This is a genomic window from Desulfosalsimonas sp. (assembly GCF_046483245.1).
Lineage (GTDB): Bacteria > Desulfobacterota > Desulfobacteria > Desulfobacterales > Desulfosalsimonadaceae > Desulfosalsimonas.
The window spans coordinates 1-24,383 of record NZ_JAWODO010000156.1; the positions used below are offsets into that span (position 1 = coordinate 1).

At 56.9% G+C, this 24,383-nt stretch carries 25 protein-coding genes; 14 read left to right on the plus strand and 11 right to left on the minus strand.

Features of this window, described 5'->3' with window-relative positions:
• Positions 1-179: 4Fe-4S binding protein (locus tag R6U41_RS13475; RefSeq protein ID WP_410270399.1), on the plus strand; the 179-nt coding region annotated here is incomplete at its 5' end.
• Between the two features lie 487 nt (positions 180-666).
• Here the strand turns inward: R6U41_RS13475 and R6U41_RS13480 are convergent.
• From R6U41_RS13480 to R6U41_RS13490, 3 genes are read right to left on the minus strand one after another with little or no spacing between them, the layout of a single operon-like run.
• A complete protein-coding gene (locus tag R6U41_RS13480) occupies positions 667-879 on the minus strand; it encodes a hypothetical protein (RefSeq protein ID WP_410270363.1) in 213 nt (70 codons plus the stop codon).
• Positions 880-903: 24 nt separating this feature from the next.
• Positions 904-1,587, minus strand: a complete 684-nt coding sequence (locus R6U41_RS13485) for a 2'-5' RNA ligase family protein (protein WP_410270364.1) — start codon at positions 1,585-1,587, stop codon at positions 904-906.
• Between the two features lie 11 nt (positions 1,588-1,598).
• Positions 1,599-2,066: an MFS transporter permease gene (locus R6U41_RS13490; protein ID WP_410270365.1), complete on the minus strand. Its 468-nt coding sequence runs from the start codon at positions 2,064-2,066 to the stop codon at positions 1,599-1,601.
• Positions 2,067-2,423: 357 nt separating this feature from the next.
• Between R6U41_RS13490 and R6U41_RS13495 the strand changes: the two genes are divergently transcribed.
• Together R6U41_RS13495 and R6U41_RS13500 are read left to right on the plus strand one after the other, a co-directional pair.
• Positions 2,424-3,257, plus strand: a complete 834-nt coding sequence (locus R6U41_RS13495) for an HAD-IIA family hydrolase (RefSeq protein ID WP_410270366.1) — start codon at positions 2,424-2,426, stop codon at positions 3,255-3,257.
• 121 nt (positions 3,258-3,378) lie between these two features.
• Entirely contained in the window at positions 3,379-4,125 is a 747-nt protein-coding gene (locus R6U41_RS13500) for an SDR family oxidoreductase (RefSeq protein WP_410270367.1), read from the plus strand.
• Between the two features lie 118 nt (positions 4,126-4,243).
• Here the strand turns inward: R6U41_RS13500 and R6U41_RS13505 are convergent, their stop codons facing one another.
• The 3 genes from R6U41_RS13505 to R6U41_RS13515 form a co-directional block, all read right to left on the minus strand.
• Positions 4,244-4,744, minus strand: coding sequence for a peptidylprolyl isomerase (locus tag R6U41_RS13505; protein WP_410270368.1), 501 nt, complete (start codon positions 4,742-4,744; stop codon positions 4,244-4,246).
• Between the two features lie 82 nt (positions 4,745-4,826).
• Positions 4,827-6,182, minus strand: a complete 1,356-nt coding sequence (locus R6U41_RS13510) for an acetyl-CoA carboxylase biotin carboxylase subunit family protein (protein ID WP_410270369.1) — start codon at positions 6,180-6,182, stop codon at positions 4,827-4,829.
• A 165-nt stretch (positions 6,183-6,347) separates the two neighbouring features.
• Entirely contained in the window at positions 6,348-7,607 is a 1,260-nt protein-coding gene (locus R6U41_RS13515; RefSeq protein WP_410270370.1) for an amidohydrolase family protein, read from the minus strand.
• 256 nt (positions 7,608-7,863) lie between these two features.
• On the opposite strand from R6U41_RS13515, the gene R6U41_RS13520 reads away from it, so the two are divergent.
• Complete coding sequence (locus tag R6U41_RS13520) at positions 7,864-8,016, plus strand: hypothetical protein (protein ID WP_410270371.1); 153 nt, start codon at positions 7,864-7,866, stop codon at positions 8,014-8,016.
• A 77-nt stretch (positions 8,017-8,093) separates the two neighbouring features.
• Here R6U41_RS13520 and R6U41_RS13525 read toward each other — a convergent pair whose 3' ends face one another.
• Positions 8,094-8,795, minus strand: coding sequence for a phosphoribosyltransferase (locus tag R6U41_RS13525; protein ID WP_410270372.1), 702 nt, complete (start codon positions 8,793-8,795; stop codon positions 8,094-8,096).
• A gap of 137 nt (positions 8,796-8,932) precedes the next feature.
• Between R6U41_RS13525 and R6U41_RS13530 the strand changes: the two genes are divergently transcribed.
• The gene (locus R6U41_RS13530; protein WP_410270373.1) at positions 8,933-9,385 is read left to right on the plus strand and encodes a superoxide dismutase [Ni]; all 453 of its coding nucleotides are present in this window, start codon (positions 8,933-8,935) and stop codon (positions 9,383-9,385) included.
• On the opposite strand, the gene R6U41_RS13535 is transcribed toward R6U41_RS13530, so the two are convergent.
• From R6U41_RS13535 to R6U41_RS13545, 3 genes are all read right to left on the minus strand, one after another.
• Entirely contained in the window at positions 9,378-11,894 is a 2,517-nt protein-coding gene (locus tag R6U41_RS13535; protein WP_410270374.1) for a bifunctional aconitate hydratase 2/2-methylisocitrate dehydratase, read from the minus strand. The two genes, R6U41_RS13530 and R6U41_RS13535, sit on opposite strands and share 8 nt — an antisense overlap.
• Complete coding sequence (locus tag R6U41_RS13540) at positions 11,891-13,903, minus strand: FAD-dependent oxidoreductase (protein ID WP_410270375.1); 2,013 nt, start codon at positions 13,901-13,903, stop codon at positions 11,891-11,893. The genes R6U41_RS13535 and R6U41_RS13540 overlap by 4 nt, the downstream gene beginning before the upstream one ends.
• 81 nt (positions 13,904-13,984) lie before the next feature.
• Entirely contained in the window at positions 13,985-14,593 is a 609-nt protein-coding gene (locus R6U41_RS13545) for a TetR/AcrR family transcriptional regulator (RefSeq protein ID WP_410270376.1), read from the minus strand.
• Between the two features lie 167 nt (positions 14,594-14,760).
• Here R6U41_RS13545 and R6U41_RS13550 point away from each other — a divergent pair, with 167 nt between their 5' ends.
• Together R6U41_RS13550 and cobU are read left to right on the plus strand one after the other, a co-directional pair.
• On the plus strand, positions 14,761-15,279 hold the full coding sequence (locus tag R6U41_RS13550) for a cob(I)yrinic acid a,c-diamide adenosyltransferase (protein ID WP_410270377.1): 519 nt from the start codon (positions 14,761-14,763) through the stop codon (positions 15,277-15,279).
• A gap of 4 nt (positions 15,280-15,283) precedes the next feature.
• Positions 15,284-15,817, plus strand: a complete 534-nt coding sequence (cobU, locus tag R6U41_RS13555) for a bifunctional adenosylcobinamide kinase/adenosylcobinamide-phosphate guanylyltransferase (RefSeq protein ID WP_410270378.1) — start codon at positions 15,284-15,286, stop codon at positions 15,815-15,817.
• On the opposite strand, the gene R6U41_RS13560 is transcribed toward cobU, so the two are convergent.
• Complete coding sequence (locus R6U41_RS13560) at positions 15,810-16,604, minus strand: NRDE family protein (protein WP_410270379.1); 795 nt, start codon at positions 16,602-16,604, stop codon at positions 15,810-15,812. The two genes, cobU and R6U41_RS13560, sit on opposite strands and share 8 nt — an antisense overlap.
• 173 nt (positions 16,605-16,777) lie before the next feature.
• Between R6U41_RS13560 and R6U41_RS13565 the strand changes: the two genes are divergently transcribed.
• From R6U41_RS13565 to R6U41_RS13595, 7 genes are all read left to right on the plus strand, one after another.
• The gene (locus R6U41_RS13565; protein WP_410270380.1) at positions 16,778-18,064 is read left to right on the plus strand and encodes a thiolase family protein; all 1,287 of its coding nucleotides are present in this window, start codon (positions 16,778-16,780) and stop codon (positions 18,062-18,064) included.
• Positions 18,065-18,105: 41 nt separating this feature from the next.
• Complete coding sequence (locus tag R6U41_RS13570; protein WP_410270381.1) at positions 18,106-18,276, plus strand: hypothetical protein; 171 nt, start codon at positions 18,106-18,108, stop codon at positions 18,274-18,276.
• Between the two features lie 216 nt (positions 18,277-18,492).
• The gene (gyrA, locus tag R6U41_RS13575) at positions 18,493-20,973 is read left to right on the plus strand and encodes a DNA gyrase subunit A (protein WP_410270382.1); all 2,481 of its coding nucleotides are present in this window, start codon (positions 18,493-18,495) and stop codon (positions 20,971-20,973) included.
• Positions 20,974-21,011: 38 nt separating this feature from the next.
• Complete coding sequence (locus R6U41_RS13580; protein WP_410270383.1) at positions 21,012-22,037, plus strand: NAD(P)H-dependent glycerol-3-phosphate dehydrogenase; 1,026 nt, start codon at positions 21,012-21,014, stop codon at positions 22,035-22,037.
• Positions 22,038-22,083: 46 nt separating this feature from the next.
• Entirely contained in the window at positions 22,084-22,824 is a 741-nt protein-coding gene (gene radC, locus R6U41_RS13585; RefSeq protein ID WP_410270384.1) for a RadC family protein, read from the plus strand.
• Positions 22,821-23,099, plus strand: coding sequence for a hypothetical protein (locus R6U41_RS13590; protein ID WP_410270385.1), 279 nt, complete (start codon positions 22,821-22,823; stop codon positions 23,097-23,099). Before radC ends, R6U41_RS13590 begins: the two co-directional genes overlap by 4 nt.
• 25 nt (positions 23,100-23,124) lie before the next feature.
• Positions 23,125-24,318 (plus strand): phosphoglycerate kinase, encoded by a 1,194-nt coding sequence (locus R6U41_RS13595; protein WP_410270386.1) that lies wholly within the window; start codon positions 23,125-23,127, stop codon positions 24,316-24,318.
• Positions 24,319-24,383 lie beyond the last annotated feature (65 nt).

A 24,383-nucleotide genomic window follows, 5' to 3' on the forward strand; every position in this document is an offset into this window, starting at 1 on the left:
TGGTCGATGAAAAAGCGCATGTGGTGGAAAACCGCTGCATCGGCTGCGGCCTGTGCGTGACCACCTGCCCCACGGACGCTATGGCCTTAAAGAAAAAATCCGAGGACAATCTCTACCTGCCCCCGGAATCCGGCATGGAAACCTATATGCGTATTGCCAAGGAGCGGGGCAAGATCTGATTTTTGCCTGAAAGGGGCTTTCTTCCCGCAAATCACGACTTTTATCGCAGGAGACGTGATAGCTGCAGCATTGGCATAATCAGCTTGTGCGGGTTTTCGCATGAGCCGGGTTGGGTGCGGTTTGTTTTTCTGCGGCTCGGTTTCGGCGATTGGGCCGGGACTTTGGCTGGAATTTTAAAAACTCGGGCTTATCGCCCTCAGACAGTTTAAAATTCCGGTCGCCAAAGCCCCGGCCCAATCTTTTGCCGAAACCGCGCCAATGCAGCCAAACAAACCACCCCCGCCCCTGCTCATGGCCAGCCCACTGGAAATATGTGCCAGCAACTGTTTTTTCCCCGGAAGGTTCTTTGAATTTGAATACCGATCCGAAGTTGATCGGCCAGGAGAGGTGTTTTTCGGGGTTATCGAGATTGGGAATGGTTTCCAAGGAAGCCCGAAGGGCGGGGGCGGGTTTTTGAAGCGACATTGATCTTTTTTGCGGAAAAATTCAGCCGATGCCGGAGCCGGAAAATTTCAAACTGTTTGAGGGCGAATGCCCGAGTTTGTAAATTTCGGCGAAGGCATTGGCTGAATCCGCAAAAACGATCCGGAGCGAAAAAACCGGCCCCGGCCGCAGGGCTTCCTTCCTCCAAGCCATCACTTTCATTTCCGGGAGCGTGACGACAACATCGGCATAATCAGCTTTTGCGGATTTTTGCATGCGCCTGGCTCGGAGGTGGTTTGTTTACCGGCCGGCCGTTTTTAGGTGGATTTCCTGTTCGGCTGAAAGCGGGCCTGCGATTTCAAAGGACGAATAGGTGGACAGGGTGATTTTGTCCACCAGGCAGGAAATCCGGTCCTTTGTCTGAAACGCCGCCATTTTTTCGGCCACGTCCCGGGTGTTAAACGCACCGGCATACAGGCCGATTGTCAGGTGCGGAACATAGGCCCTTGTCCGGTCTTCACAAAAGCTGTTGGTTAAAATCCGCCGGATTTGCGCCAGTCCGCCCTGGGTGTCAAAGACCTCCAGAAACGGCGCTGCTGCAAAACTGTTCATCCCGCCGATGCAAATCTCAAAGGGCTGTATGCGCGCCTGCCAAAGATCCTGCAGATGGTGCCGGAAGCTTTGGCTGCTGTAATCATCACTGAACCGCGGGCTATGGGTCAGAAAGCCGCACACCAGAAGGGTGACATGGGGCTGGCGGCAATAGGGGGAGAAAAGAAAGGGATCCATCCACGCCCTTGCCGCATCAAAGCGCGACTGGACCTGTGCATTGCAAATGCCCACGGTCCAGACCGCAAATTTTTCACGCCCTTTGTGCCACTGTCTGTAGTCGCGATTTTTTGTGGCCAGCGTGGTTTCATAAGACAGAAATTCGTTCAGGACTGCACTGGTTTGAATGTCCCTGTCCCTGACTTCTACAGGCATTTTTGTTTTCTTTATTTTTCTGTGATCACGTATTTGCGGCCGCCCGTGCAGATTTGCAGGCGGCCGTTTTCGTCTTCTTCCATGAGTGCGCACATCCGGATCATGGCCCGCTCGGCAAATCGGATGCACTCCTCGTTGTTTATGGCATAGAGCCGATCATCCTGGATATAAAGCGTTTCCGGATCGAGCAGGATCTCCCGGCCCGTATTGAGCACCAGCCAGATCCCGCTGTTTTCCTTTCGGATGTCAAATGCGAACAAGGCGGTGTCTTCATAGGGGAAATAGACCTTTTCCCAGATCCCGCCCTTGTCCTGGAGAACGAAATAGCCGTTTTCATCCCGGTCAATATGCCGGTGAAAATAGTCAATGATTTTCTTTTTCCGGAACCGGCCGCCGTCATTTCGCCACCACCCCTCGCTGTCGAGCCAGAACACGGCATCTTCCCTGGGGATCACCACAATGTTTGCAGGTTGGTCCATCTGATGCGTTTCTCTTTATTTGCCGCCTGGTTGAAAGTTTATTGCATCATATCTTAAAATCCATCCAGTGCAAAGCCGGAAACATCCGGAAACCAACAGTAACAGTATTTCTTTTTCCTGTGTTGCCAGGCCCGAAATCAAGCGGGTGGAATGGTTTGATGAAATTTTTTGATTATATTATAAATTGAGCTTCAAGGATATCCAAGATCGGCATTCGGTTTGTGAAGCGACATTTTCCGAAACCATTATCAATGAAAAATCGACAGACGCCATGCACAACCGGCCAAATAACAATGACAAGGCAACATGCCGGGATGCAAAGCGGTTTTCTTCAACCCACGAAAATCGGTTTAACTCATGTATAAGGACAACAGGACCTACCAAAAAGCGTTTATCATGGATATGGACGGTGTCGTTTACACCGGCTCACACCTGATTCCCGGTGCCGGCGAGTTTGTCGGCAAACTGCAGCAGGGCGGTCACAAATTCCTGTTTCTGACCAACAACTCCTACCACAAACCCTTGGAAATCAGGGATCGACTCATGGGCATGGGCATTGATGTCCCTGAGGATTGCTTCTATACCTCTGCCATGGCAACGGCCAGCTTTCTCCGCGTACAGCAGCCGGAAGGCTGCTCCGCTTACGTGATCGGCGGCCCGGGGATTGTCGACGAGCTTGCGGACGGGGGCATTACCATCACCTCTGAGAAGCCGGATTATGTGATTGTTGCAGAGACCGAGCAATACGATTACGCCAAAATCATTGAAGCAACCCTGCTGATCCAGGAGGGGGCCAAGTTTATCGCCACCAATCCGGATCTGACCGGACCCAGCCTAAGGGGACCGGTGCCCGCCTGCGGCGCCCTGGTTGCACCCATTGAACGCGTGACAGGTGTGGCCCCTTACTTTTTGGGAAAGCCCAACCCGGCCATGATGTTCTGGGCCCGGAAGAAACTGGGCGTGCATTCGGCCAATTGCTTCATGATCGGCGATCGGATGGACACCGACATTGTGGGGGGCCTGGAATCCGGAATGACCACATGCCTGGTTCTCAGCGGGGTGACCAGCCGGGAGACCATGAACCGCTTCCCTTATCAGCCTGACTATGTATTTGAAAACCTCGGGGAAATCGATCCCGGGGCCATCCTGGCAAGAAGAGACCGGGTGGAAAACGCCATGTCCTCTTGCTGAGGAAAAGATTCTTTTTGCAGCCATGATGATACTTGTGCTGCCAACAAAAGTCCCGGTCCGGATGCATTGACGGTGATGGTTGAATTCGCAAAAAAAAAAGGCAAATAAAGAAGGGGGGAATATGCAAGCCGCATTGAAAAACAAAACAGCTATCGTAACCGGTGCATCCCGGGGCATTGGAAGGGCAATTGCTTTGAAACTCGGCCAATCCGGCGCCTCGGTGGTGGTCAATTATGCCCGCAATGCAAAAGCGGCCGGCGAAGTGGTCTCGCAGATCATCGAAAGCGGCGGGCAGGCTGTTTCTGTACGGGCGGACATGCAAAAGATCAGCCAGATCAACGCATTGTTTGACGCCGCCGAGCAGCATTTCGGTTCCATTGACATTCTGGTCAACAATGCCGGCATTGCGTTGTTTAAAAAAATTGCCGACATCACTGAAAAGGAATTTGACGATAGTTTTGCCTTAAACGTCAAGGGCCTTTTTTTTGCCTGCCAGCAGGCGGCCAAAAGAATGGCTGACGGCGGAAAGATTATCAATATCTCCTCGTCCGTGACAAAGATGATGCTGCCTGATTACGGTGTCTATGCCGCCACCAAGGGGGCTGTGGAGCAGATCACCAAAGTGCTGGCAAAGGAACTCGGCCACAGAAAAATCGCGGTCAATGCCATCTCGCCCGGGCCAGTGGACACGGAACTGTTCAGGCAGGGCAAGACAGAACAACAAATACAAAATCTGGCGGATATGGCTGCATTCGGGCGCATCGGCACCCCCGGCGATATTGCCGGTGCCGTGGTTCTTCTGGTCAGCGGCGAAGCCGGCTGGATCAGCGGACAGAACCTTTGTGTCAACGGAGGTTTTGCGGCGTGAACCGCAGGGGGGATGGCTGACGCGGCAGGCTTTGGCGCATAAAAAACCGGGGCAGGGACCTTCCGGCCCGCTGCCCCGGTTTAAGGGGGGGATGAGAGATAAATATTTGTTAGCGCAATCAGCAGGAGCAGCCCGAGGAGCAGTCACAGCCGCCGGTGTCGCATCCGGGCTGCATCTGCTGGGTCGGCTCGTCATTGATGGCCTTTACCTCGATTTCAAAGTTCAAATTCTGGCCGGCCAGGGGATGGTTCAGGTCCACCACCACCTTCTCGTCGTCGGCCTCGGCGATTTTGGCCGGGATCTGCTGGCCGTCCGGGGTCTGCAGGCCGATGACATCGCCCACCTGGGGGTTCATCTCCGGGGGCACTTCCTCCCGGGAGAAAGTGTGCAGCTGTTCTTCATCCCGGTGGCCATAAGCCTGGTCCGGCTCCAGGGTAAAGGACTTTGTTTCATTCAAGCCCATGCCCAGCAGGGCCTGTTCAAAGCCCTGGATTACCTGGCCTGCACCCACCATGACCTCCATGGGCTGGCTCTCATCGCTGGTATCAAAAACTTCGCCGCTATCCAGGGTTCCTTTGTAATTAACGGTGACAAACTTGCCGTTTTCAACTTTCTGCATAAAAAACTCCTTTGGTTAAATTGATTTTGTTCAATTTACACTAGGGATGAAAACGCACAAGTCAAGTTTTTTTTATGGGTTTTCAGTCCTCCGGAACGGGCTGGGAGGCCAGTTCCCGACTGCCGCCATAGGTTCTGCGCGGCGGGGATTCGGGCACTATTCCGCTGACATCCCCGTTTTCCAGGGCCTTGCTGAAGCGGTAGCCGAGCATTGCAACCACGCGGTGGTATTTTTCCATGATCTGTTCGTGGCTGTCTCCGGGCACATCCACCACCGCGTAGCGATAGCTTTCCGGATTGTGCTTGAAATCCGACAAATGTGCGTTTTCATGGATTAGGTTGCGGATGTTGACCTCGGGATATTTTATCCGTATTTCCGCAAATGCACTCTGGGTGGGGGTCTGCAGTATCCGGGCGTCACGGAAAAGATGCAGTTCAAAATTGTAGCAGGCCGCATGGGTCATCTTGCGTGTTTTGACTGGCTCGGGCCTTTGGCCCGTAGCCACGTCGCAGAGCATGTGCAGGGGATCTGTACCGGTGACCGATTCGATGGTCTTGGCAAACTGAAAGGCAATGCGGCTGTTGACCTCGATGATGCCAAATTTCTGTTTTTCCTGGTCTGCCCGCAGCTCCACGTTGAAAAAGCTGTTGTTAATGCCCAGGGCCGGGATCAGCTTTTTGAGGGCTGTTTCGATTTTGTCCTGCAGGTCCGGTTCAAACCGGTGGGGGAAGGCATGATAGAAAAAGCTGTTGGTATCCGGGTGATAAACCGCCCGGGTGATGCCGAAAAAGGTCAATTCCCCTTCAAACACGTAGCCGTCCATGGTCACCTGGGTGCCGGAGACCAGCTCTTCGCACAAAAAATTGTTGCACGTGGCCGCGTTCAAGGCGTTGTGATAAGCCGGGTCAATGGCCAGGGCATTTAGGTAATACTGGTTGAACCGGGCAATATCAATGCTTTCCCGCGCCATGTAATATTCAAGCTCACCTGTCTGCTCCACCTTGTGAGTGCCAAAGGAGATGTTGGCGCGCACGGGTTTGATGAAAAACGGAAACGACAGCCGGGACGGGCTGCGCAGATAGTCCAGGGCCAGGGCATAAGCCGGGGTGTGTTCCGGGATGATATCGCGCTGGATGCGCCGGCACAGGTACTTGTTCTGGGTGTTGATCACCGCGTTGACCGGCGCGAAACGGTGGCCGGTTTCCTGGGCGATAATGGCGGCAAACACGGCTGAGGAGTCATGGGTTCCCACAATGCCGTCATACATTTTCGGGTTGTTTCTGATCCGTTCAATGGTCTGCTCGAGGTACGGCCGCACGCCGAACTGGAGGATTTTTTCTGCTGTTTCAATGGTTAGATCATATTTGTCCTGGCGGGCAAAGCTTTGCTCCACCACGTCAATATCACTGGCATCGCACAGAAACAGGATTTTTTTCATGACGGGACCTCCATATCTTCTATGTTTTAAAATGGTTGCCTGTATTACCGCAATGAAGTGTACCCGCCGCAGTAAACCACAGGGGCATGCAGCCGGTTTTTTTGTTTCAGGCGAAAAAACAGGATGGGTCCGCCCGGGTGAGAAAAACGGGCAGAATAGGGTTTATTAGCCCGGCCCCAGGGGTGAGTCCGGCGACCACTGGCTGGTGTCGACCTTTCCGGATACGGGCTTTCCGTCCTTGAATACCAGATAAATCTGGTCCAGGGAACCCAGGACCTCGATATCGTCTATGGGGTTTTGGTTGACCACGATGCAGTCGGCCAGTTTTCCGGGTGTCAGGGATCCGGCCCGGTTTTCCAGTCCCAGGGCTTTTGCGGCGCGGCTGGTGGCGGCGATAATGGCTTCCATGGGATTCATAAGCCCGTTTTTGACGTACTGGATGAGCTCCATGGCGTTTTTGCCGTGAAAGTTGTACGGCGTGCCCGCATCGGTTCCCATGATTACGCTGACGCCTGCGGCAATGGCCCGGTGCAGGTTTTCCAGCCGGATGCGGGCAACATCGTTGGCCTTGTCAGACATGAATCTGGGAATCTGCTGGCAGATTTCTTCGGAATCGTTGTTGCACATCCAGTAATTGGAACTCAGGGTGGAAATGAGATAAACCCCGGAGTCCGCCATCATTTTGAGGGCTTCCGCATCTGCCAGGGTGCCGTGTTCAATGGTGCGCACCCCGGCGCGCACGGCGTTTTTGATCCCCTGGGCTCCGTGGGCATGGGCGGCGGTGTGCTTGCCGGCCTTCTGACCTTCATTGACCACAGCCCGTATTTCATCAACATCGAGCTGGGCTGCGCCGGGTATGCCGCCCGGATTCATGATGGCACCCGTGGCCATGACCTTGAGCACGTCAGCGCCTTCCTTGATCTGCTCTCTGGCGGCCCTGCGGTTTTCATCCACGCCGTCCGCCTCCCGGTACAGGCCCTTGAAATATTCGCTGCCGGCGGACAGCATGCAGATGATTTTGCCCGAGGCCAGGATGCGCGGGCCGGGAATCAGCCCTTCCTCAACAGCCCTTTTTACTGCAATGTCAATGTAATTTGCAGAGCCTGCGTTTCTCACCGTGGTGATGCCGGACCTGAGGGTGTTGGCCATTTCCCGGGCGGCCCGCAGGGTTCTGAGCTTGTCCTCCACCAGGCTTTCATGGCAGGTGTCGGCCATGCCGTGCATGTCCAGGTGAATATGGGCGTCAATCAACCCGGGCATGACAAATTTGCCAGACAGGTCATGGCGCACCGCATCTTCCGGGATATTCACCTGCCCCTTGGGGCCGGCTGCAGCAATTTGGTTGTGTTCAAACACCAGCACGGCATCCGGCAGGCATTGTCCCAGCCCGTCAATCAGGGTCATTTTTTCCAGTACCGTATGCATCCCGGCTCCTTGTGCAAAATCATGCCCGGCGCGGACAATCTGGAATATCCATGCCGGGCATGGCGGTTTTTTTAGGGTAACGGCTGTTTTATCCGATCATCTCCTTGTCAAGGCCAGATTTTGAACGATTTTCATTAGTATCAGTAAGATAAGCAGAAGTCAAGTCTTGTCAAGACCTGGATATCTTTGATTTGAAATTTGTGTTTTCTACTTGTAAAAAGATTGTTTTAACCCGCAGTGAAAGGATGTTTGGTTCATGCCGTATCTTAACCGGGGCAATCCCCGTCTGTATTACGAGGATAAAGGAGCCGGCGAGCCGGTGATTGCCGTGGCCGGGCTCATGGAAAACACCGCCTCGTTTACCTCCCCGGTGCCCGGCTTTTGGAGTATGCGGATATCGGCCACATGACTGCCATTGAAGCCCCGGGTCGCCTGGCATCGGATGTGCTGGATTTTTTGTGCAGCCCGGCCTGATTTTTCAGGGTTTCAAAAAGCCGATACCGGTGTATTCGGGCCATCGTGCATCAGGTCCATGAGTTCCTGCTCGGACACATCGGTCCAGAGTTCGTAGGCCTCGGCAACGGCAAAGGATCTGCCGGAGCGGAGATTTGCGCAATAGAGGCGGTCCACCATTTCCGCGGCCGCCTCTGCGGCTTGGCGATGGGCCGTTGGCACGGCCACGACCACCTGCCGGGCGCCGGCGCTTTTCACCGCGTCAATGGCGCAAAACATTGTAAAGCCTGAGGCCAGCCCGTCGTCGACTATGATTGCGCTCCGATTCGAAAGATCCGGAAAGGGCAGCTGTCCGCGAAGTGTGCGGCTCCGGCGCCTGACCTTTTCCTTTGTTTCGGCAATCCCTTCTTTCATCTGCTGGTTTGTCAGGTTCAGCCGGGCCAGCAGCATTTCATTTAACCGCATGCTGCCGTCAAAGGCAATGGCCCCGTAGCCGGCCTCGGTGTTCCACGGCAGGGTGATCTTGCTGACCACGGCCACGTCAAAGGCCGCCTCCAGTTTCTGCGCAACCGCCTGCCCCACCGGCACGCCGCCTGCGGGAATTGCCAGCACAATGGCATCGGGCCAAGTCTCCTGTTTGAGCATTTGCGCCAGCACCTGCCCGGCGTGCTGCCGGCTGCGGAACACCAGTCGTTTTTCCGCAAGCTCGGGCAGGGAAATGATTTTCTCTGTCATGGGCACTCCTGTTTGTCGGTCAAAAGAGTTGTTTCCGGATTTGAAAAATCAGCCCGCCATGTACATGTTTATGACCACAGGCAAAATATGGCCTGCAAACCTGTTTTTTGCAAACACCCGTCTCAAGGAGGAAGGAAATGAAAAAATCGCTTCAGATCATTTGCTGTGCTGTTGTTTTTGTGCTCGGGTCCCTGTCTTTGGTTCACGCCCACTGCGAGATTCCCTGCGGCATCTATGATGATCCGGCCAGAATCGAGCTGATGCGTGAGCATATCACCACCATTGAACGCTCCATGGATCAGATCCACGTCCTTTCAAAGGATATGAAAAACGGCGACGTGGCTCATCACAACCAGATGGTGCGCTGGGTGACCAACAAGGAAGACCATGCAGGCAAGCTCCAGCACATTGTTTCCCAGTATTTCATGACCCAGCGCATTTCTGCAGATGATGAAAAATACGCGGAAAAAATTTCGGTTCTCCACCAGATCCTGGTCGAGGCCATGAAATGCAAGCAGACCGTTGATACCGGCCATGTGGAAAAATTGCGCGACCTGGTGGACCGGTTTGAAACCCTTTATTTCAAATAGCCGGTACCAGGCCGGCATCGGCCACATGGGTTTTGTATTCGTCCGGATCCGGGATGCGTCCCAGAATGGCAGACACGGCCGCAAGCTCGGCTGAACCCAGATAGACCTGGCAGTTATTTCCCATGCGGTGGGGAAAGTTCCGGGTGGAGGTGGAAACCACCACTGCATTGTCTGCCACCCGGGCTTGGTTGCCCATGCACAAAGAGCAGCCCGGCACTTCCATGCGGGCCCCGGCCCGGCCGTAAGTGTAAAACCACCCCTGCTGCCGCAGGTGGCGGGCGGCCAGCCGGGTGGGCGGGGCTATCCACAGGCGCACGGGCACGGCCCCGCCGGTGTTTTCAAGGATTTTGCCCGCGTTTTCCATCTGGGAAATATCGGTCATGCACGAGCCGATAAAGACCTCGTCTATAGGTGTGCCCGCGATTTGGGAAAGCTGGCGCACGTCATCGGGGTCATTGGGACAGGCCGCGATGGGCTCGGTAATCCGGCTCAGATCCACTTCCAGCTCAGCCGCGTATTGGGCGTCTGGGTCAGCGCGCAGAAGCTGGGGATCATTTAACCAGGCCCGCATTTTTTCCATGCGGGCCTCGATGGTTTGGCGGTCGCCATAGCCTTCCCGGACCAGCAGGGACAAAATTTCGATGTTCTGTTTGAGAATTTCTGCCACCGGCTTTTCATCCAGGCCGATCACGGCTGCCGCAGCCGAGCGTTCGGCTGCGGCATTGGTCAGCTCATAGGCGGCGGTCACCGGCAGGTGAGACAAGCCTTCCATTTCCATGATCCGGCCGGAAAACACGTTTTTTTTGCCGGATTTTTCCTTTGTGAGCAGTCCCTGCTCCATGGCCGCGTAGGGCACGGCATTGACCACGTCCCGGATGGTGAGCCCTTGTGCCGGTGTTCCGGTAAAGCGCACCCGCACGGACTCGGGCATGTCCAGAGGCATAAACCCGATGGCCGCGGCAAAGGCCACCAGCCCGGAGCCGGCCGGAAAGCTTATGCCAAGGGGAAACCGGGTGTGGGAGTCACCGCCCGTGCCCACGGTGTCTGGCAGCAGCATGCGGTTTAACCACGAATGGATGATCCCGTCTCCCGGGTGCAGGGCCACGCCCTTGCGCTGCTTGATAAATTCATGCAGGCTTTCCTGCATTTCAATGTCCACGCTCCTGGGGTAGGCTGCAGTGTGACAAAAGGATTGCATCACCAGATCTGCGTTAAACTGCAGACAGGCCAGTTCCTTTAGCTCATCGCGGGTCATGGGCCCGGTGGTGTCCTGGGAGCCCACGGTGGTCATTTTGGGCTCGCAGTATTGGCCCGGCCGCACGCCGTTTTCCCCGCAGGCCCGGCCCACCATTTTCTGGGCCAGTGTGTAGCCGCGGGGGCTTTTTTCAGGCTGCACCGGCCGGCAAAAGATTTCCGAAGACCCCAGGGCCAAGCGGTTTCGGGTTTTGTCCGTGAGGGTGCGGCCGATGATCAGGGGGATGCGCCCGCCGGCCCGGACGTCGTCGAGTATGGTGGCGGGCTTGAGGGTAAATTCTGCCACTGTTTTGCCGGTTTTTGCGTTTTCAATCACCCCGTTATGGGGCCGGATCACCAGCACATCGCCGTTTTGGATCCCGGATACGTCGCATTCAACAGGCAGGGCTCCGGCATCTTCCAGGGAGGTGAAAAAGATCGGTGCGATCTTGCCGCCGATGACCACCCCGCCCCGGCGCTTGTTGGGCACGTGCGGGATGTCGTCTCCGATATGCCACAAAAGCGAGTTGGCAGCTGATTTGCGTGATGAGCCCGTGCCCACCACATCGCCCACAAATGCCAGGGGATGGCCTTTTTGCCGGAGTTCGGCCATGGTCTCCAGGGGTTTTTCAATGCGGTTTCTGAGCATGGCCGTGGCATGCAAGGGAATATCCGGCCGGCTCCAGGCCTCTGAGGCAGGGGAGAAATCATCGGTGTTGATCTCTCCGTCCACCTTGAAGGCCGTCACCGTGATGGTTTCCGGCACTTTCGGAGCGCGCAGAAACCATTCGGCCTCGGCCCAGCCGTCAATGACCCGCCGGGCCTGGTTGTTGACTGCGGATTTTTCAAACACCTTTTCAAAGGCGTCAAAAATCAGGATCGTGGCCGCCAGTGCGTCTGCGGCTTTTGCGCACAGCCTCGGGTCATCGAGGAGCTCAATTAAGGGGTCAATGTTAAAGCCTCCGCCCATGGTGCCAAGCAGATACACGGCCTGCTCCGGGGACACCATTGGCGAGGATTTTTCTCCACGGGTAAGGGTGGCCAGAAAATCGGCCTTGATTTTGGCGGCCTCATCGACGCCGGCCGGCACCCGGTCGGCAATCAGGTCATAGACAAATCCGGGGTCGGCATCTTGCGGATTTTGCAAAAGTTCGGTCAAAGCCGCTGTCTGCCGGGCATCCAACGGCTTTGGCGGTATGCCCAGGGCGTTTCTCTCCTGCTGATGTGCGAGATAGTCGTTTATCATGCTGTTTTCATTTTCCGTTTTGTCATTCATTCAATGCGGCTTCCTGCGGCATATCCCTTGTGAACGGCGTCAAAGGCCATGCCGATGTTTTCGGCATCCCCGGCAATGCTAAAGGCAATGCCCATATCCCTGAGCCGGTCTGCCAGGGCGTTGTCAGACTTGGCCCCGACGCAGAGCACAACCGTGTCTGCTTCAATTTCCGTGGCCTGGCCCTCCTGCTGCTCGACCCGGATGCCGGTTTTGGTGATTTCCAGGGCCCGGGTGGCGGTCATGGGCTGGATGCCGAACCTGGAGACATCCTGCATCATGCCCCAGCGGGTGGTTTTGCCAAAATCCTTTCCGATTTTGTCCATCATTTCAAGAAGGGTGACTTCCTTGGTGCCCTTAACGCAGTACTCGTAAAGGGTGTCTGCGTCTTCAGCCCGGTTGATGAGCAGAAATTTCAGGGTTTCTCCGTCCAGGGTGCCTTTTTCCGCCAGAAACAGGGCGGTTTCCACGCCCACGGCACCGCCGCCGACCACCACAACACGTTTTCCCGTATACACCTTGCCGGCCAGCACGTCCCAGGCCTGTACCACGTGACCCAGTTCCACGCCGGCAATGGGCGGGGTCATGGGTTCGGCGCCGGTGGCCAGCACCACGTGATCCGGTTTCTGCTGCTCAATCAAAGCTGTGTCCACGGCCGTGTCCAGGTGCACTTCGATGTTGCGGCAACGGATCTGCTGTTCCAGGTCCCTTGCCAGCTGGGCGAACTCGCCTCTGCCCGGAGGTGCGGCCGCAAGGTAGAGCTGGCCGCCCAGGCGGCCGGATTTTTCATACAATGCCACCAAATGGCCCCGGTCTGCCGCGGCAATGGCCGCGTTCATGCCCGCGGCCCCGCCGCCGATGACCATGACCTTTTTGGGCTTGTCTGCGGGTTTGACCGCGGCTTCGTGCTCATGGCCGGCCAGGGGGTTGCAGAGGCATTCCACGTGTTTTAGCTGAAACAGGTTGTCAAAGCAGCCCTGGGCGCAGGCCACGCAGTGAACGATCTGGTTTTCTTTTCCCTGTTTGGCTTTCTGCGGCAGGTTGGGATCGGCGATCAGGCTGCGGCCCATGGCCACCATGTCGCACATGCCGTCTGCGATCATGTCCCTTGCCGTGTGCGGGTCGTTGATGCGGTGGCTGGCGATCACGGGCACGTTCACGGCCTCCTTGATGCCCCGGGAAAGATAGGCAAACGCCCCCCTGGGCACGGCCGTGGTGATCTGGGGCACCCGGGCCTCGTGCCAGCCCACGTTTATGCACAGGGCATCGACCCCGGCCCGGGTGACCAGGGCTTTTGCATATTCGCGCAGTTCATCTCTGCCCTGGCCTTCGGGCATGAAGTCATTGCCGTTCATGCGCACGATCAGAGGGAAATTCGGGCCCACCTGTTTGCGGATGGCGCGCATCACCTCGATGCCGAACCGGATACGGTTTTCAAAGCTGCCGCCGTATTCATCCTCGCGCTTGTTGGTCAAAGGCGAGAGAAATTCGCTGATGAGATAGCCTGTTCCGTGAAGCACCTCCACGGCGTCAAACCCGGCTTCTTTGACCCGCCTGGCGGCCTGGGTGAAGTTGTCCACGATCTGCTTGATTTCCGGGATTTCAAGGGCGCGCGGGGTTTCCCGGGTCATCCGGGAAGCCACTGCGGACGGGGCCACCGGCTGCTGGCCGTTTAGGAAAAACGACATGTTGTAGCGGCCCGCGTGGTTGAGCTGGACTGCGCTTTTGGCCCCGTTTTCCTTGATCACGTCAGCGAGTTTGGTCAGCCCGGGCACGAATTCGTCCTTGTGGGCCCCGATGTTTAAGGAGTTTCCGGACAGCTCGTCCACCGTGGCGTAGCCCACACAGATCATGCCGGCCCCGCCTTTGGCGCGCTGCCGGTAAAACGCCAGGATCTGTTCGGTTACCTGGAAATTGTCGGCCATGCCAAGGTGCATGGCCGGAAGATAGATCCGGTTGTCCACCTGCATGTGGTTGATGGAAACCGGGTTAAACAGCGGGTCCTGTATCATTGTTCCCCCTTTGGTTGAAATTGGGTTTAAAAAAAAATTCCTTACTTCTGCGGTGCAGGCGAGGAAAAAAGCCGTTTGTCTCTAGGGTTGCCGGATCTCTGCGATCAGGGTTTCGATATGATCGACGGCATTTGTCACATAAGTGTCATGTCCTGTGACCCGGGCCAGGATGCCTCCGCCTTCAAACAGTGACAGAATCAGTCCGGCGGTGCGTTGTGCATCGGTCTCCGGCCGGATTTCCCCGGTTTCAATTCCCCGGCTGATCAGACCGGCCAGGCGGTTTTTCAGTAAACCAATGGTTTCGGCCACGCGCCGGCAAAGGGCCGGGTGCGTGTCGTCTGCCTCGGTGGCCGTGTTGACGATGGGACATCCCCCGTAGGCACAGGTATGGGCGTAGAGCTTGCGAAAGACCGCCGGGCAGGCTGCAAGTTTTTCCCCCGGGGTGTGGGCCCGGGCCAGTTCACGGGCGAAAATCCGGTTGAGCAATGCTGCGTGATAGTCATAGACCGCCAGTATCAGCTCATCCTTGTTTTTGAAATTGCCGTAAATGCCGCCCTTGGTCAGGCCGGTGGCCTGGGTGAGTTCGGCAATGGAGGTGCCTGCAGCCCCCTTTTTGTTGATCAGGGGCGCGGCTTTTTCAATGATGCGGCGCCGGGTGCGCTCGGATTTGCCATACCTGTTGGTTTCCATGCCCCTTTTACTAATACCGGTCGGTATATTTTGTCAATGCGCAATCCGGTCCTTTATGTCAGCAGGGGCTTTTTTCCGGGGCGGTAATGTGGTAAGAAGATTTTATTCACATCCCGGACAGATCCCGGACAGGGGGTGGGGAAATACTGCGGCAAAAGGAGGCGTTTTTGGAAAAAGGATATATCCAGGTTTATACCGGCAATGGCAAGCAAAAGATCACCGCAGCCCTGGGCCTGGCCCTGCGCGCGGCCGGCTCCGGGCTCAGGGTTTACATCGCCAAGTTCATGGAAAAGGGCCACTGCAGTGAAATTCGGGCCCTGGAGCGGCTGTCTGACCGGATTGCCGTGGAGCAGTTCGGTACGGGCTGTTCTGTGCGGGGCAAGCCTGATCCGGCGGATTTTGAGGCCGCCAGAAAGGGACTGGCCGCGGCCAGGCAGGCCATGCTTTCCGGCGGCTATGACATGGTGGTGCTCGAAGAGGCCAATGTGGCTTATGAAAGCAAAATTATTTCAGAGCAGGATCTCATGGATTTTGTATCCGCCAAACCTGACGGGGTGGAGCTTGTGCTCACCGGCCGCGGCGGGGCCCCGGCGGTTTTGGAGCGGGCCGATCTGATCACTGAAATAAAGCTGGTGCGCCACTATTTTGAGCAGGGCGTGGGCACGCGAACCGGAATCGAGAGCTGAGCAAATGGACGGCAGAGAAATTCATCTTGTCCTGGGCGGCTGTAGAAGCGGCAAAAGCAGCCACGCCCTGGCCCTGGCAGATGCCCGGACCGGGGAGAAAAACATTTTCGTGGCTACGTGCATGCCGGCAGACGATGAAATGCAGGCCCGGGTGGTGCGCCATCAGCAGGAGCGGGACCCCAAATGGCAGACCGTGGAAGAGCCCCTGGAGCTGGCCCGGGTGATCCGGGAGCACGGCAGTGACGGGGGCGCGGACGTGATCCTGGTGGATTGCCTGACCCTCTGGGTTTCAAACCTCATGGCCCGTTGTGAGGACGATGACATGGTCATGGAACAGGTGCGGGATCTGGGCCGCGCCTTGGGCGATGCCCTCTGTCCGGTTTTTCTGGTCTCAAACGAGGTGGGCGCCGGTATTGTGCCGGAAAATACCATGGCCCGGCGGTTTCGGGATCTGGCTGGCTTTGTCAATCAGCACGCGGCCCGGTGCGCCCGGCGGGTGACATGGATGGTGGCCGGTATTGCCGTGGAGATCAAGTAGTGCCGGGCATATCCGGCCACTGAAGCTCAAACCGGCGGGTTTTTCCGGGTTTCGGGCCGGCCTCATCCGGCAGAAAGGTGCGTTCCCAGAACTGCAGCCGGTTGTTTTTCTCCAGGATAAGAGCCGAGGAACACCGGGTCCCGTAATCGGGGCTGACAACAAAGACCGGTGAAAGGGTCCGCTCCCAGTCTTTGCCTACGCCCGTGTCCGGCAGGTGCTCGTCTGCCGCGGGCCTGGGATCGTAGAGCAGGTCCAGCACCGCGTGGGGCTCGATAACCGGGCTGGCGTCGATCAGGGCGGCGAGTTTCTGCTTCATGGTGCTGACCTTGGGCCAGGGGGTGTCGAGCAGGTGGTTGCTGATGCCGTGGATGCCTCTCCCGAGCCGGACAATGCCGTTGTTTTTGTTGGAATACCACCATATCTCATTAAGCCGTCCCGCCAGCAGGTTAAACCCGCAATACTGATCCCGCTGCTTTTCCACTTCGGCAAGATAGCTCTCAGGCCTCCGGTCTCCGGCCAGAAAGTCTTTGACCAGCTGCCCCCTGGATTTGCCCCAGGGGGTCATGGCAGACGTATCCCGGTAATTGGTCACCGCCGCGATCCTGCCGCCGGGGGTGACCCCTAGCCATGTGCCCCGGCTTTGCAGGTCCCGGCCGGCCAGGACATGGGGGTGATCCTCCCAGAAATCCAGGGCCGCGGTGGGCCGGTTGTAGAATTCATCCCGGTTGGCCGCGATAATCAGCGGGTAATCCGGGTGGGCGTTTATGGCGATGACAATGAGGCACATGGCAGGCTCGGCTTTTTTGTTTCTGCTTGTATTTGCGGCGGAAATCTGATAATAATACCGTTTTATAAAATTAACAATAAAATAAGCGGGTTTGTGCCTGTTTTACCCTATCCCGGATTGCGGGATATCCAACAGGATACCAACGTGGATACAATAGCAATGAGGAGGCGGATATGCAAGAGGTGGTGATCGTCAGCGGCGCCCGAACCCCGGTGGGAGCATTCGGCGGATCGCTCAAGGATGTTACGGCAGTTGAACTGGGCAGCCTCGCGATAAAGGAAGCAGTGAAACGCGCCGGGCTGAAGCCGGCATTAAGCGATGAAATGAAAGACGGAGCCCCCGATCCGTTCAAGGGTCAGGGCCCGGTGGAGATGGAAGCCGCCGGCGCTCAGTGGGATGATAATGCCCGGGAAGTGGCATTTAACGAAGTGATCATGGGAAATGTCCTCCTGGCCGGCCAGGGTCAGAACCCGGCGCGCCAGGCCATGATCCGCGCGGGAATGCCCAAGGAAACCCCGGGATACACCATCAACAAGGTCTGCGCCTCCGGGTTAAAGGCCATTGCCATAGGCGCTTCATCGATTATGTGCGGCGAGGCCGACGCCATTGTGGCCGGCGGCCAGGAGAGCATGAGCTGTGCGCCCATGGCCCTTCCCAAGGCCCGGTGGGGACACCGCATGGAGGTCACCGGCAAGGGAGAAGTGATGGATTTGATGGTGTATGATGGTTTGTATGAAATTTTTTACGGCTATCACATGGGCGTGACCGCGGAAAATATCGTTGAAAAATACGGGATTTCCCGGCAGGAGCAGGATGAGTTGTCTGTTTTGAGCCACAACCGGGCCAGGGCGGCCATTTCCGACGGCACTTTTGCAAAGGAAATTGTGCCCGTAACCATCAAAACTCGTAAGGGAGACGTGGTGGTCGACACAGACGAGCGGCCCATGGAAACCAACATGGAAAAAATGGCCAAGCTCAAACCGGTGTTTAAAAAAGACGGGTCCGTGACTGCGGGCAACGCCTCGGGCGTCAATGACGGGGCTGCGGCAGTGGTGCTGATGAGCCGGCAAAAGGCCGAATCACTGGGCCTTGCCCCTCTTGCAAAAATCAAGGCATTTGCATCAGGCGGCGTGGATCCGGCCTACATGGGGCTGGGTCCCATTCCGGCCATCCGAAAGGTGCTGCGCCAAACCGGAATGAGCATTGATGACCTTGAGATTATTGAGCTAAACGAAGCCTTTGCGTCCCAGGCCCTGGCGTGCATGAAGGAGCTCGGTATTGACACCCAAAAGCCCAACCAGTACGGAAGCGGCATTTCCCTGGGCCATCCCATCGGATGTACCGGTGCCCGGCAGATGGTGACCGCCATTCACATGATGCGCGACAAGGGCGCCAAAAACGCCCTGATTTCCATGTGCATCGGCGGCGGCATGGGCATGGCGATGATTATTGAGCCATAGGCAAAACAGCATATTCCCACAAAGGCCACAGGAGTGGATCCATGACTATCATTGAATCGATCAGCAGAAAAATCGGAACACTTGTCATTTTCGGGGTGCCTGTGATTATCGGCGGTGGCATTGTTTATTATTTTGCCCAGAGCTTTCCGGCCATGTATGTCTTTGAGGTGGTGCTGCTGCTGGCTGCCCTCGGGTTTGTCAGCAAATTGTGATGGTTTTGCCGGTCACTGCAAAAATGCCGCATCCGGGTGTTTTTGCAGTGATTTTTTTGCCGCCTGCAACAGCACGACGCGTCTGAAGAAAAATAATTCAAAAAAAGTCTTTTTGTCTTTTTGTAAACACGGCGCCTGCCAAATCCAGCCAAGCCGTCTGCCATTGGCAATATCAGGATTGGTGCGGATTTCGGCCGGCCCTGACCAGGAGCTGAAATGAGCGAAATCCAGCAGCGCATCGATGGGATAAGCATCGACAGCGAGATGAAGCAGTCTTATCTCGATTATGCCATGAGCGTGATCATCGGCAGGGCCCTGCCTGATGTGCGCGATGGATTAAAACCGGTGCACCGGCGGATCCTGTTTGCCATGCGCGAGCTGCGCAATGACTGGAACAAGCCGTACAAGAAATCGGCCCGTATTGTGGGTGACGTCATTGGTAAGTACCATCCCCACGGCGATTCCGCGGTTTATGACGCTACCGTGCGCATGGCCCAGAAATTCACCCTGCGCTATCCCTTTGTCGACGGCCAGGGCAATTTCGGATCCGTGGACGGCGACCCCCCGGCGGCCATGCGTTACACGGAAGTGCGCATGACCCGGCTGGCCCACCAGATGCTCGAAGATATTGACAAGGAGACGGTGGACTGGCAGCTCAACTACGATGAAACACTAAACGAGCCCATGGTGCTGCCCGCCAAGGTGCCATCCTTGCTCTTAAACGGTTCATCGGGCATTGCCGTGGGAATGGCCACCAATATCCCGCCCCACAATCTAAACGAGCTGGCAGAGGCCATCAAGGCCTTGATTGACAACAGTGAGCTCAGCGTAAACGAGCTCATCGATTATCTGCCGGGTCCGGATTTTCCCACCGGCGGCATCATCTACGGCACCGAAGGCATCCGGCAGGCCTACCAGACCGGCCGGGGCAAGCTGCGCATCCGGGCGCGCATCGATATTGAACGGGACAAGAAGAACAACAGCGACATTATCATTGTCAAGGAGCTGCCTTACCAGGTCAACAAGGCGACTTTGATCGAGAAAATGGTGCATCTGGTAAAGGATCGCCAGATCGAGGGGGTTCGCTATATCCGGGACGAGTCCGACAAGGAGGGCATTCGGGTGGCCATTGCCCTTAAAAAAGACCAGGTGGCCGAAGTGGTGCTAAACCTGCTCTATAAACACACCCCACTGGAGAGCAACTTCGGCATCATTTTCCTGGCTGTGGTCAACCGGCGGCCCGAGCTGATGAATCTCAAGGAAATGCTTGAGCATTTCATCGTGCACCGCAAGGAAATCATCATCCGCCGGACCCGCTATGATCTGAAAAAGGCCGAGGCCCGGGCCCATATCCTGGAAGGCTTGATCATTGCCTTAGACAACATCGACGAAGTGGTGGCCCTGATCCGGGCGGCTGCATCGCCTGCGGAGGCCAAATCCCAGCTCATGGAGCGCTTTGCCCTGTCCGACGCCCAGTCCCAGGCGATTCTGGATATGCGCCTGCAGCGGCTGACCGGACTTGAACGCGACAAGATCAAGCAGGAGCACGTGGAAATCCTGCAGGCCATCGCCAGATACAGGGAAATTCTGTCCAGCGAACGGTTGGTTCTGCAGCTGATCAAGGATGAACTCACGGAAATCCAGCAGACATTCGGGGACAAGCGCCTGACAAAGATCGTGTCCGAAACCCGGGAAATCACCTTAGAGGACATGATCGTGCAGGAAGACATGGTGGTGACCATCACCACGGCCGGCTATATCAAGCGCAATCCCATTACCCTGTACCGAAAGCAGCACCGGGGCGGCAAGGGCAAGACCGGCATGGGCACCAAGGAAGAGGACCTGGTCTCGCACCTGTTTGTGGCCTCCACGCATCACACGTTTATGTTTTTCACCAACCAGGGCCGGGTTTACTGGTGCAAGGTCTATGACATTCCCCAGGGCGGGCGCACCAGCAAGGGCAAGGCCATTGTCAATCTGCTCAACTTTGTCCCGGACGAGCATCTGACCACGGTGCTTGCCGTGCCTGAATTTTGCCCTGGCAATTACGTGCTCATGGCCACCCGCCAGGGCGTGGTGAAAAAGACCGATATCATGGCGTTTTCCAGGCCCCGGGCCGGGGGCATCATCGCCATTAACCTGCCCGAGGGCGACGAGCTGATGGCCGCCCGGTTAACCGACGGCACCCGCCAGGTATTTTTGTGCACTTTGTTTGGCAAGTCGATTCGGTTTCCGGAAACCGACATCCGGGCTTCGGGCCGCATTTCCCGGGGAGTGCGGGGAATGCGTCTTGTCAGCGGCGACCGGCTGGTGGGCATGGAAGTGCTCACCTACGGCCAGACCCTTCTGACAGCAACGGAAAACGGCTACGGCAAGCGCACCTCCATTGACGAGTACCCGGTGCAGAAACGGGGCGGAAAGGGCGTGATCACCATCAAGACCAACGAGAGAAACGGCCGGGTGGTGACCATCCTGGTGGTCTCAGACGAAGACGAGATCATGCTGGTCACCGATGCCGGAAAGATCATCCGCCTGGCCATTGCCGATATATCAGTGATCAGCCGTAACACCCAGGGAGTCAAGCTCATTGACATTGAAGCCAGTGAGCGACTGGTAAGCGCCGCGCGGCTGGCCGAGCAGGAGGATGCGGAAGTCATTGAGGATGATGAGGCAGACGACGATACAGACGAAGGTTAAACAGATGACAAAGCCCCGGAGGAGGCTTAAATTATAGAATGAATGATGCGGAAAATGTGAAAATCGGAGTTGTGGGCGCCGGGAGCTGGGGCACGGCCATTGCCGGAATGCTCGGGGAAAAGGGCTACAAGCTCGACCTGTGGGCCTGGGAGCCCGAGGTCCGCGCCAGTATCACAGAAAAACGGGAAAACGATTTATTTTTGCCCGGGGTCAGATTATCGGAAAACATCCGGGTCTCCAATGACCTGGACAGCGTGGCCGGCGGCAAGGACTTGGTGGTTTTCGTGGTACCCTCCCACGTGATGCGGGAGGTGGCCGGCCGGGCGGCTCAAAGCCTGGCTGCGGACACGGTGCTGGTTTCGGCGGCCAAGGGCATTGAAAACAAAACCCACCTGACCATGACCGGGGTGCTGGCTGAAGTGCTGCCGGAACACAAGGACCGGGTGGCTGTTGTTTCCGGACCCAGTTTTGCCGCGGAAGTGGCCCGGGGACTGCCCACGGTGGTGGCCGCGGCCGCCCCGGACCCGGAGGTGGCGGCTTTTCTCCAGCAGGTTTTTTCGACCCCGTTTTTTCGGGTATACACCAATACTGATGTCACGGGCGTGCAGCTGGGCGGGGCGGTCAAAAACGTCATCGCCATTGCCTCGGGCATTGTTGACGGCCTGGAGCTGGGACTAAACAGCCGGGCGGCTTTGATCACCCGCGGGCTGACCGAAATCCGGCGGCTGGGCCTCAAGCTCGGGGCCAATCCGCACACGTTTGCGGGCTTAAGCGGGGTTGGCGATTTGGTGCTGACCTGCACCGGCACCTTGAGCCGCAACCACACAGTGGGCAAGATGATCGGGCAGGGAAAGAGCCTGGATGAGATTTTATCCAGCATGTCCATGGTGGCCGAAGGGGTCCGGACCGCCCGGTCGGTCTATAACCTGTCGAATAAAATCAACGTGGAAATGCCCATTGCCCATTCGGTCTACCAGGTACTCTACGAGTCGCTGAAACCCGGTGAGGCGGTATACCAGCTAATGACCCGGAGTCTGAAGTCAGAACTCGAGGACGTGGAATAGCAACGCCGGCAAACTGTTTGCGCCGGAAACCACAACGGATGGCATCATGGACCAGGACCCATCTCACAAGGGCGAAGGACATCGCAGCCGTCTGCGAAAGAAATTCCTGGACGCCGGGTTAAGCGGTTTTCATGACTACGAGGTGGTGGAACTGCTGCTGACCCTGGCCACGCCCCGCAAAGATTGCAAGCAGGCAGCCAAGGCGGCCATTGCCCGTTTTGAGACCCTGGCCGGGGTTCTGGATGCGCCGGTGGAAGCGTTGTGCCAAATCAAGGGCATCGGATCCAAAAATGTCTTCGGCATCAAGCTGGTGCCGGCCGTGGCCGAGCGCTACCTGGAGAAAAAAGTCAGCAACACCGACCCGGTGAGCAATGCATCCGCGCTGTTTGATTATCTGTACCAGAGCATGGCCGGCAGGGGCCGGGAATGCTTCAAGGTTTTGTTCCTGGATGCCAAAAACCGGGTGCAGGCCACGGAAATCTTGTTTGAAGGCACGCTGACCGCAGGGGCCGTCTATCCCCGGGAAGTGGTGAAACGGGCCCTGGAATACCGGGCTGCGGCCGTTATTTTTGCCCACAATCACCCTTCCGGGGACCCGGAGCCCTCGTCAGCAGACATGGCCATCACGCGCAGGCTGATTTTTGCCTGCCTGAGCATGAACATCACGGTCCATGAGCATTTGATTATCGGCGATCGCAGGTATTACAGTTTTGCCGACGCCGGTTACATCGCCAGCATGTGCCGGCAGTATGAACAGGAGCTGGCCAGGTTTACGGCAAATCCATGAATGATTTTTCAGATCGGCCGCAGTGCTTCGGCATTCTCGGGCAGGTATTTCCGGTGGGTGGAGACGGACTGCGCCACAGCCCGGAAGAATGCATGGCATGTTCGCACAAAACCGAATGCCTGAAAACCGCTGTTTCAGAAGACGGCGGCCTTCAGGTGGCCGAGGAAAAGCTGGACCGGGCCTGGCAGGCCCGCAGGATCGGCTTTTTTCAGCGCTGGGCCCGGAAGAAATCCATTCACCGGCAGAAAAAGGACCAGGGCGGTAAAACGCCCTGAAAACCGTGCAAGGAGGGAGATACCCATGTATTCCATCAAGGAACTGGACCTTCAGGGCAAACGCGTACTGGTGAGGGTGGATTTCAATGTTCCCTTAGATGAGCATCAAAACATCACCGATGACACCCGGATCAAGGCGGTGCTTCCCACGCTGCAGTATATCCTGGATCACCAGGGCCGGCTGGTGATCATGAGCCACATGGGCCGGCCCAAGGGAAAAGCCGTGGACAAGCTGAGCCTGGCGCCGGTGGCCAAGCGCCTGGGCCGGCTGCTGGAGCAGGAAGTGTTCATGGCCGAAGACTGTATTGGTGAAAACGTGGAAAACCAGGTCAACGGCCTGGAAGACGGCCAGGTGGCGCTGCTGGAAAACCTGCGGTTTTATCCCGGCGAGGAGGACAATGATCCGGAGTTTGCCCGGCAGCTGGCTGCCCTGGGCGATGTCTACATCAATGAGGCCTTTGCCGTATGCCACCGGGCCCACGCGTCAGTAGAAGCCATTGTAAGCCATTTTCCCGAGACCGCGGCCGGGTTTCTGCTGCTAAAGGAGATGAAGTACTTCAAGGATGCCATGGAAAAACCCCGGCGGCCCCTTGTGGCCATCATCGGCGGTGCCAAGGTGTCTTCGAAGTTCGGGGCCCTGGAAAACATGCTGCCGCGGGTCAACAAGTTTATCATCGGCGGAGCCATGGCCAATTCATTTTTGAAAAGCATGGGCTTTGCCTTGGGCCGGTCAAAGGTGGAAGAAGACTTGGTGGAGGCCGCGGGCGCACTTCACCAGCGGGCCCTTCGGGAGGGGGTCAAGTTCTACCTGCCCGTGGATGCGGTGGTGGCCCCGGAGCCCGGGCCCAATGTGGAGACCAAGATCGTTCCCATCCAGGAGATCCCGGAAAACTGGATGGCTCTGGATATCGGCCCGGCAACATCCCGGCTGTTTGATGAGGCCCTGTATAATGCCAAGACCATTGTGTGGAACGGCCCCATGGGCATGTTTGAAATCGATGCCTTCAGCCGGGGAACCATTTCCATGGTCTACAGCGTGGCCGATTCCTATGCCCTTTCCATCGTGGGCGGCGGGGATACGGACGTGGCCATCCATTCCACCGGCCAGACGGATCGGATTTCCTACATTTCCACGGGCGGCGGGGCATTTCTGCGCTTGCTGGAGGGAAAGCCCCTGCCGGGCGTCCAGGCCCTGGGCGGGTTGGAAATTCATGAATAAAGGTACGGTCGGCGTCTTTGAATCTTTGCGGAAACCGGCGGTTCATTTCGGACGCCTGGCCGGAA

What these genes read in the sequence shown, in the direction of transcription:
- R6U41_RS13480 (WP_410270363.1), bottom strand. Translation starts at nt 879, where the DNA reads ATGCAAAAATCCGCAAAAGCTGATTATGCCGATGTTGTCGTCACGCTC.
- R6U41_RS13485 (WP_410270364.1), bottom strand. Translation starts at nt 1,587, where the DNA reads ATGCCTGTAGAAGTCAGGGACAGGGACATTCAAACCAGTGCAGTCCTG.
- R6U41_RS13490 (WP_410270365.1), bottom strand. Translation starts at nt 2,066, where the DNA reads ATGGACCAACCTGCAAACATTGTGGTGATCCCCAGGGAAGATGCCGTG.
- R6U41_RS13495 (WP_410270366.1), top strand. Translation starts at nt 2,424, where the DNA reads ATGTATAAGGACAACAGGACCTACCAAAAAGCGTTTATCATGGATATG.
- R6U41_RS13500 (WP_410270367.1), top strand. Translation starts at nt 3,379, where the DNA reads ATGCAAGCCGCATTGAAAAACAAAACAGCTATCGTAACCGGTGCATCC.
- R6U41_RS13505 (WP_410270368.1), bottom strand. Translation starts at nt 4,744, where the DNA reads ATGCAGAAAGTTGAAAACGGCAAGTTTGTCACCGTTAATTACAAAGGA.
- R6U41_RS13510 (WP_410270369.1), bottom strand. Translation starts at nt 6,182, where the DNA reads ATGAAAAAAATCCTGTTTCTGTGCGATGCCAGTGATATTGACGTGGTG.
- R6U41_RS13515 (WP_410270370.1), bottom strand. Translation starts at nt 7,607, where the DNA reads ATGCATACGGTACTGGAAAAAATGACCCTGATTGACGGGCTGGGACAA.
- R6U41_RS13520 (WP_410270371.1), top strand. Translation starts at nt 7,864, where the DNA reads ATGCCGTATCTTAACCGGGGCAATCCCCGTCTGTATTACGAGGATAAA.
- R6U41_RS13525 (WP_410270372.1), bottom strand. Translation starts at nt 8,795, where the DNA reads ATGACAGAGAAAATCATTTCCCTGCCCGAGCTTGCGGAAAAACGACTG.
- R6U41_RS13530 (WP_410270373.1), top strand. Translation starts at nt 8,933, where the DNA reads ATGAAAAAATCGCTTCAGATCATTTGCTGTGCTGTTGTTTTTGTGCTC.
- R6U41_RS13535 (WP_410270374.1), bottom strand. Translation starts at nt 11,894, where the DNA reads ATGAATGACAAAACGGAAAATGAAAACAGCATGATAAACGACTATCTC.
- R6U41_RS13540 (WP_410270375.1), bottom strand. Translation starts at nt 13,903, where the DNA reads ATGATACAGGACCCGCTGTTTAACCCGGTTTCCATCAACCACATGCAG.
- R6U41_RS13545 (WP_410270376.1), bottom strand. Translation starts at nt 14,593, where the DNA reads ATGGAAACCAACAGGTATGGCAAATCCGAGCGCACCCGGCGCCGCATC.
- cobU (WP_410270378.1), top strand. Translation starts at nt 15,284, where the DNA reads ATGGACGGCAGAGAAATTCATCTTGTCCTGGGCGGCTGTAGAAGCGGC.
- R6U41_RS13560 (WP_410270379.1), bottom strand. Translation starts at nt 16,604, where the DNA reads ATGTGCCTCATTGTCATCGCCATAAACGCCCACCCGGATTACCCGCTG.
- R6U41_RS13565 (WP_410270380.1), top strand. Translation starts at nt 16,778, where the DNA reads ATGCAAGAGGTGGTGATCGTCAGCGGCGCCCGAACCCCGGTGGGAGCA.
- R6U41_RS13570 (WP_410270381.1), top strand. Translation starts at nt 18,106, where the DNA reads ATGACTATCATTGAATCGATCAGCAGAAAAATCGGAACACTTGTCATT.
- gyrA (WP_410270382.1), top strand. Translation starts at nt 18,493, where the DNA reads ATGAGCGAAATCCAGCAGCGCATCGATGGGATAAGCATCGACAGCGAG.
- R6U41_RS13580 (WP_410270383.1), top strand. Translation starts at nt 21,012, where the DNA reads ATGAATGATGCGGAAAATGTGAAAATCGGAGTTGTGGGCGCCGGGAGC.
- radC (WP_410270384.1), top strand. Translation starts at nt 22,084, where the DNA reads ATGGACCAGGACCCATCTCACAAGGGCGAAGGACATCGCAGCCGTCTG.
- R6U41_RS13590 (WP_410270385.1), top strand. Translation starts at nt 22,821, where the DNA reads ATGAATGATTTTTCAGATCGGCCGCAGTGCTTCGGCATTCTCGGGCAG.
- R6U41_RS13595 (WP_410270386.1), top strand. Translation starts at nt 23,125, where the DNA reads ATGTATTCCATCAAGGAACTGGACCTTCAGGGCAAACGCGTACTGGTG.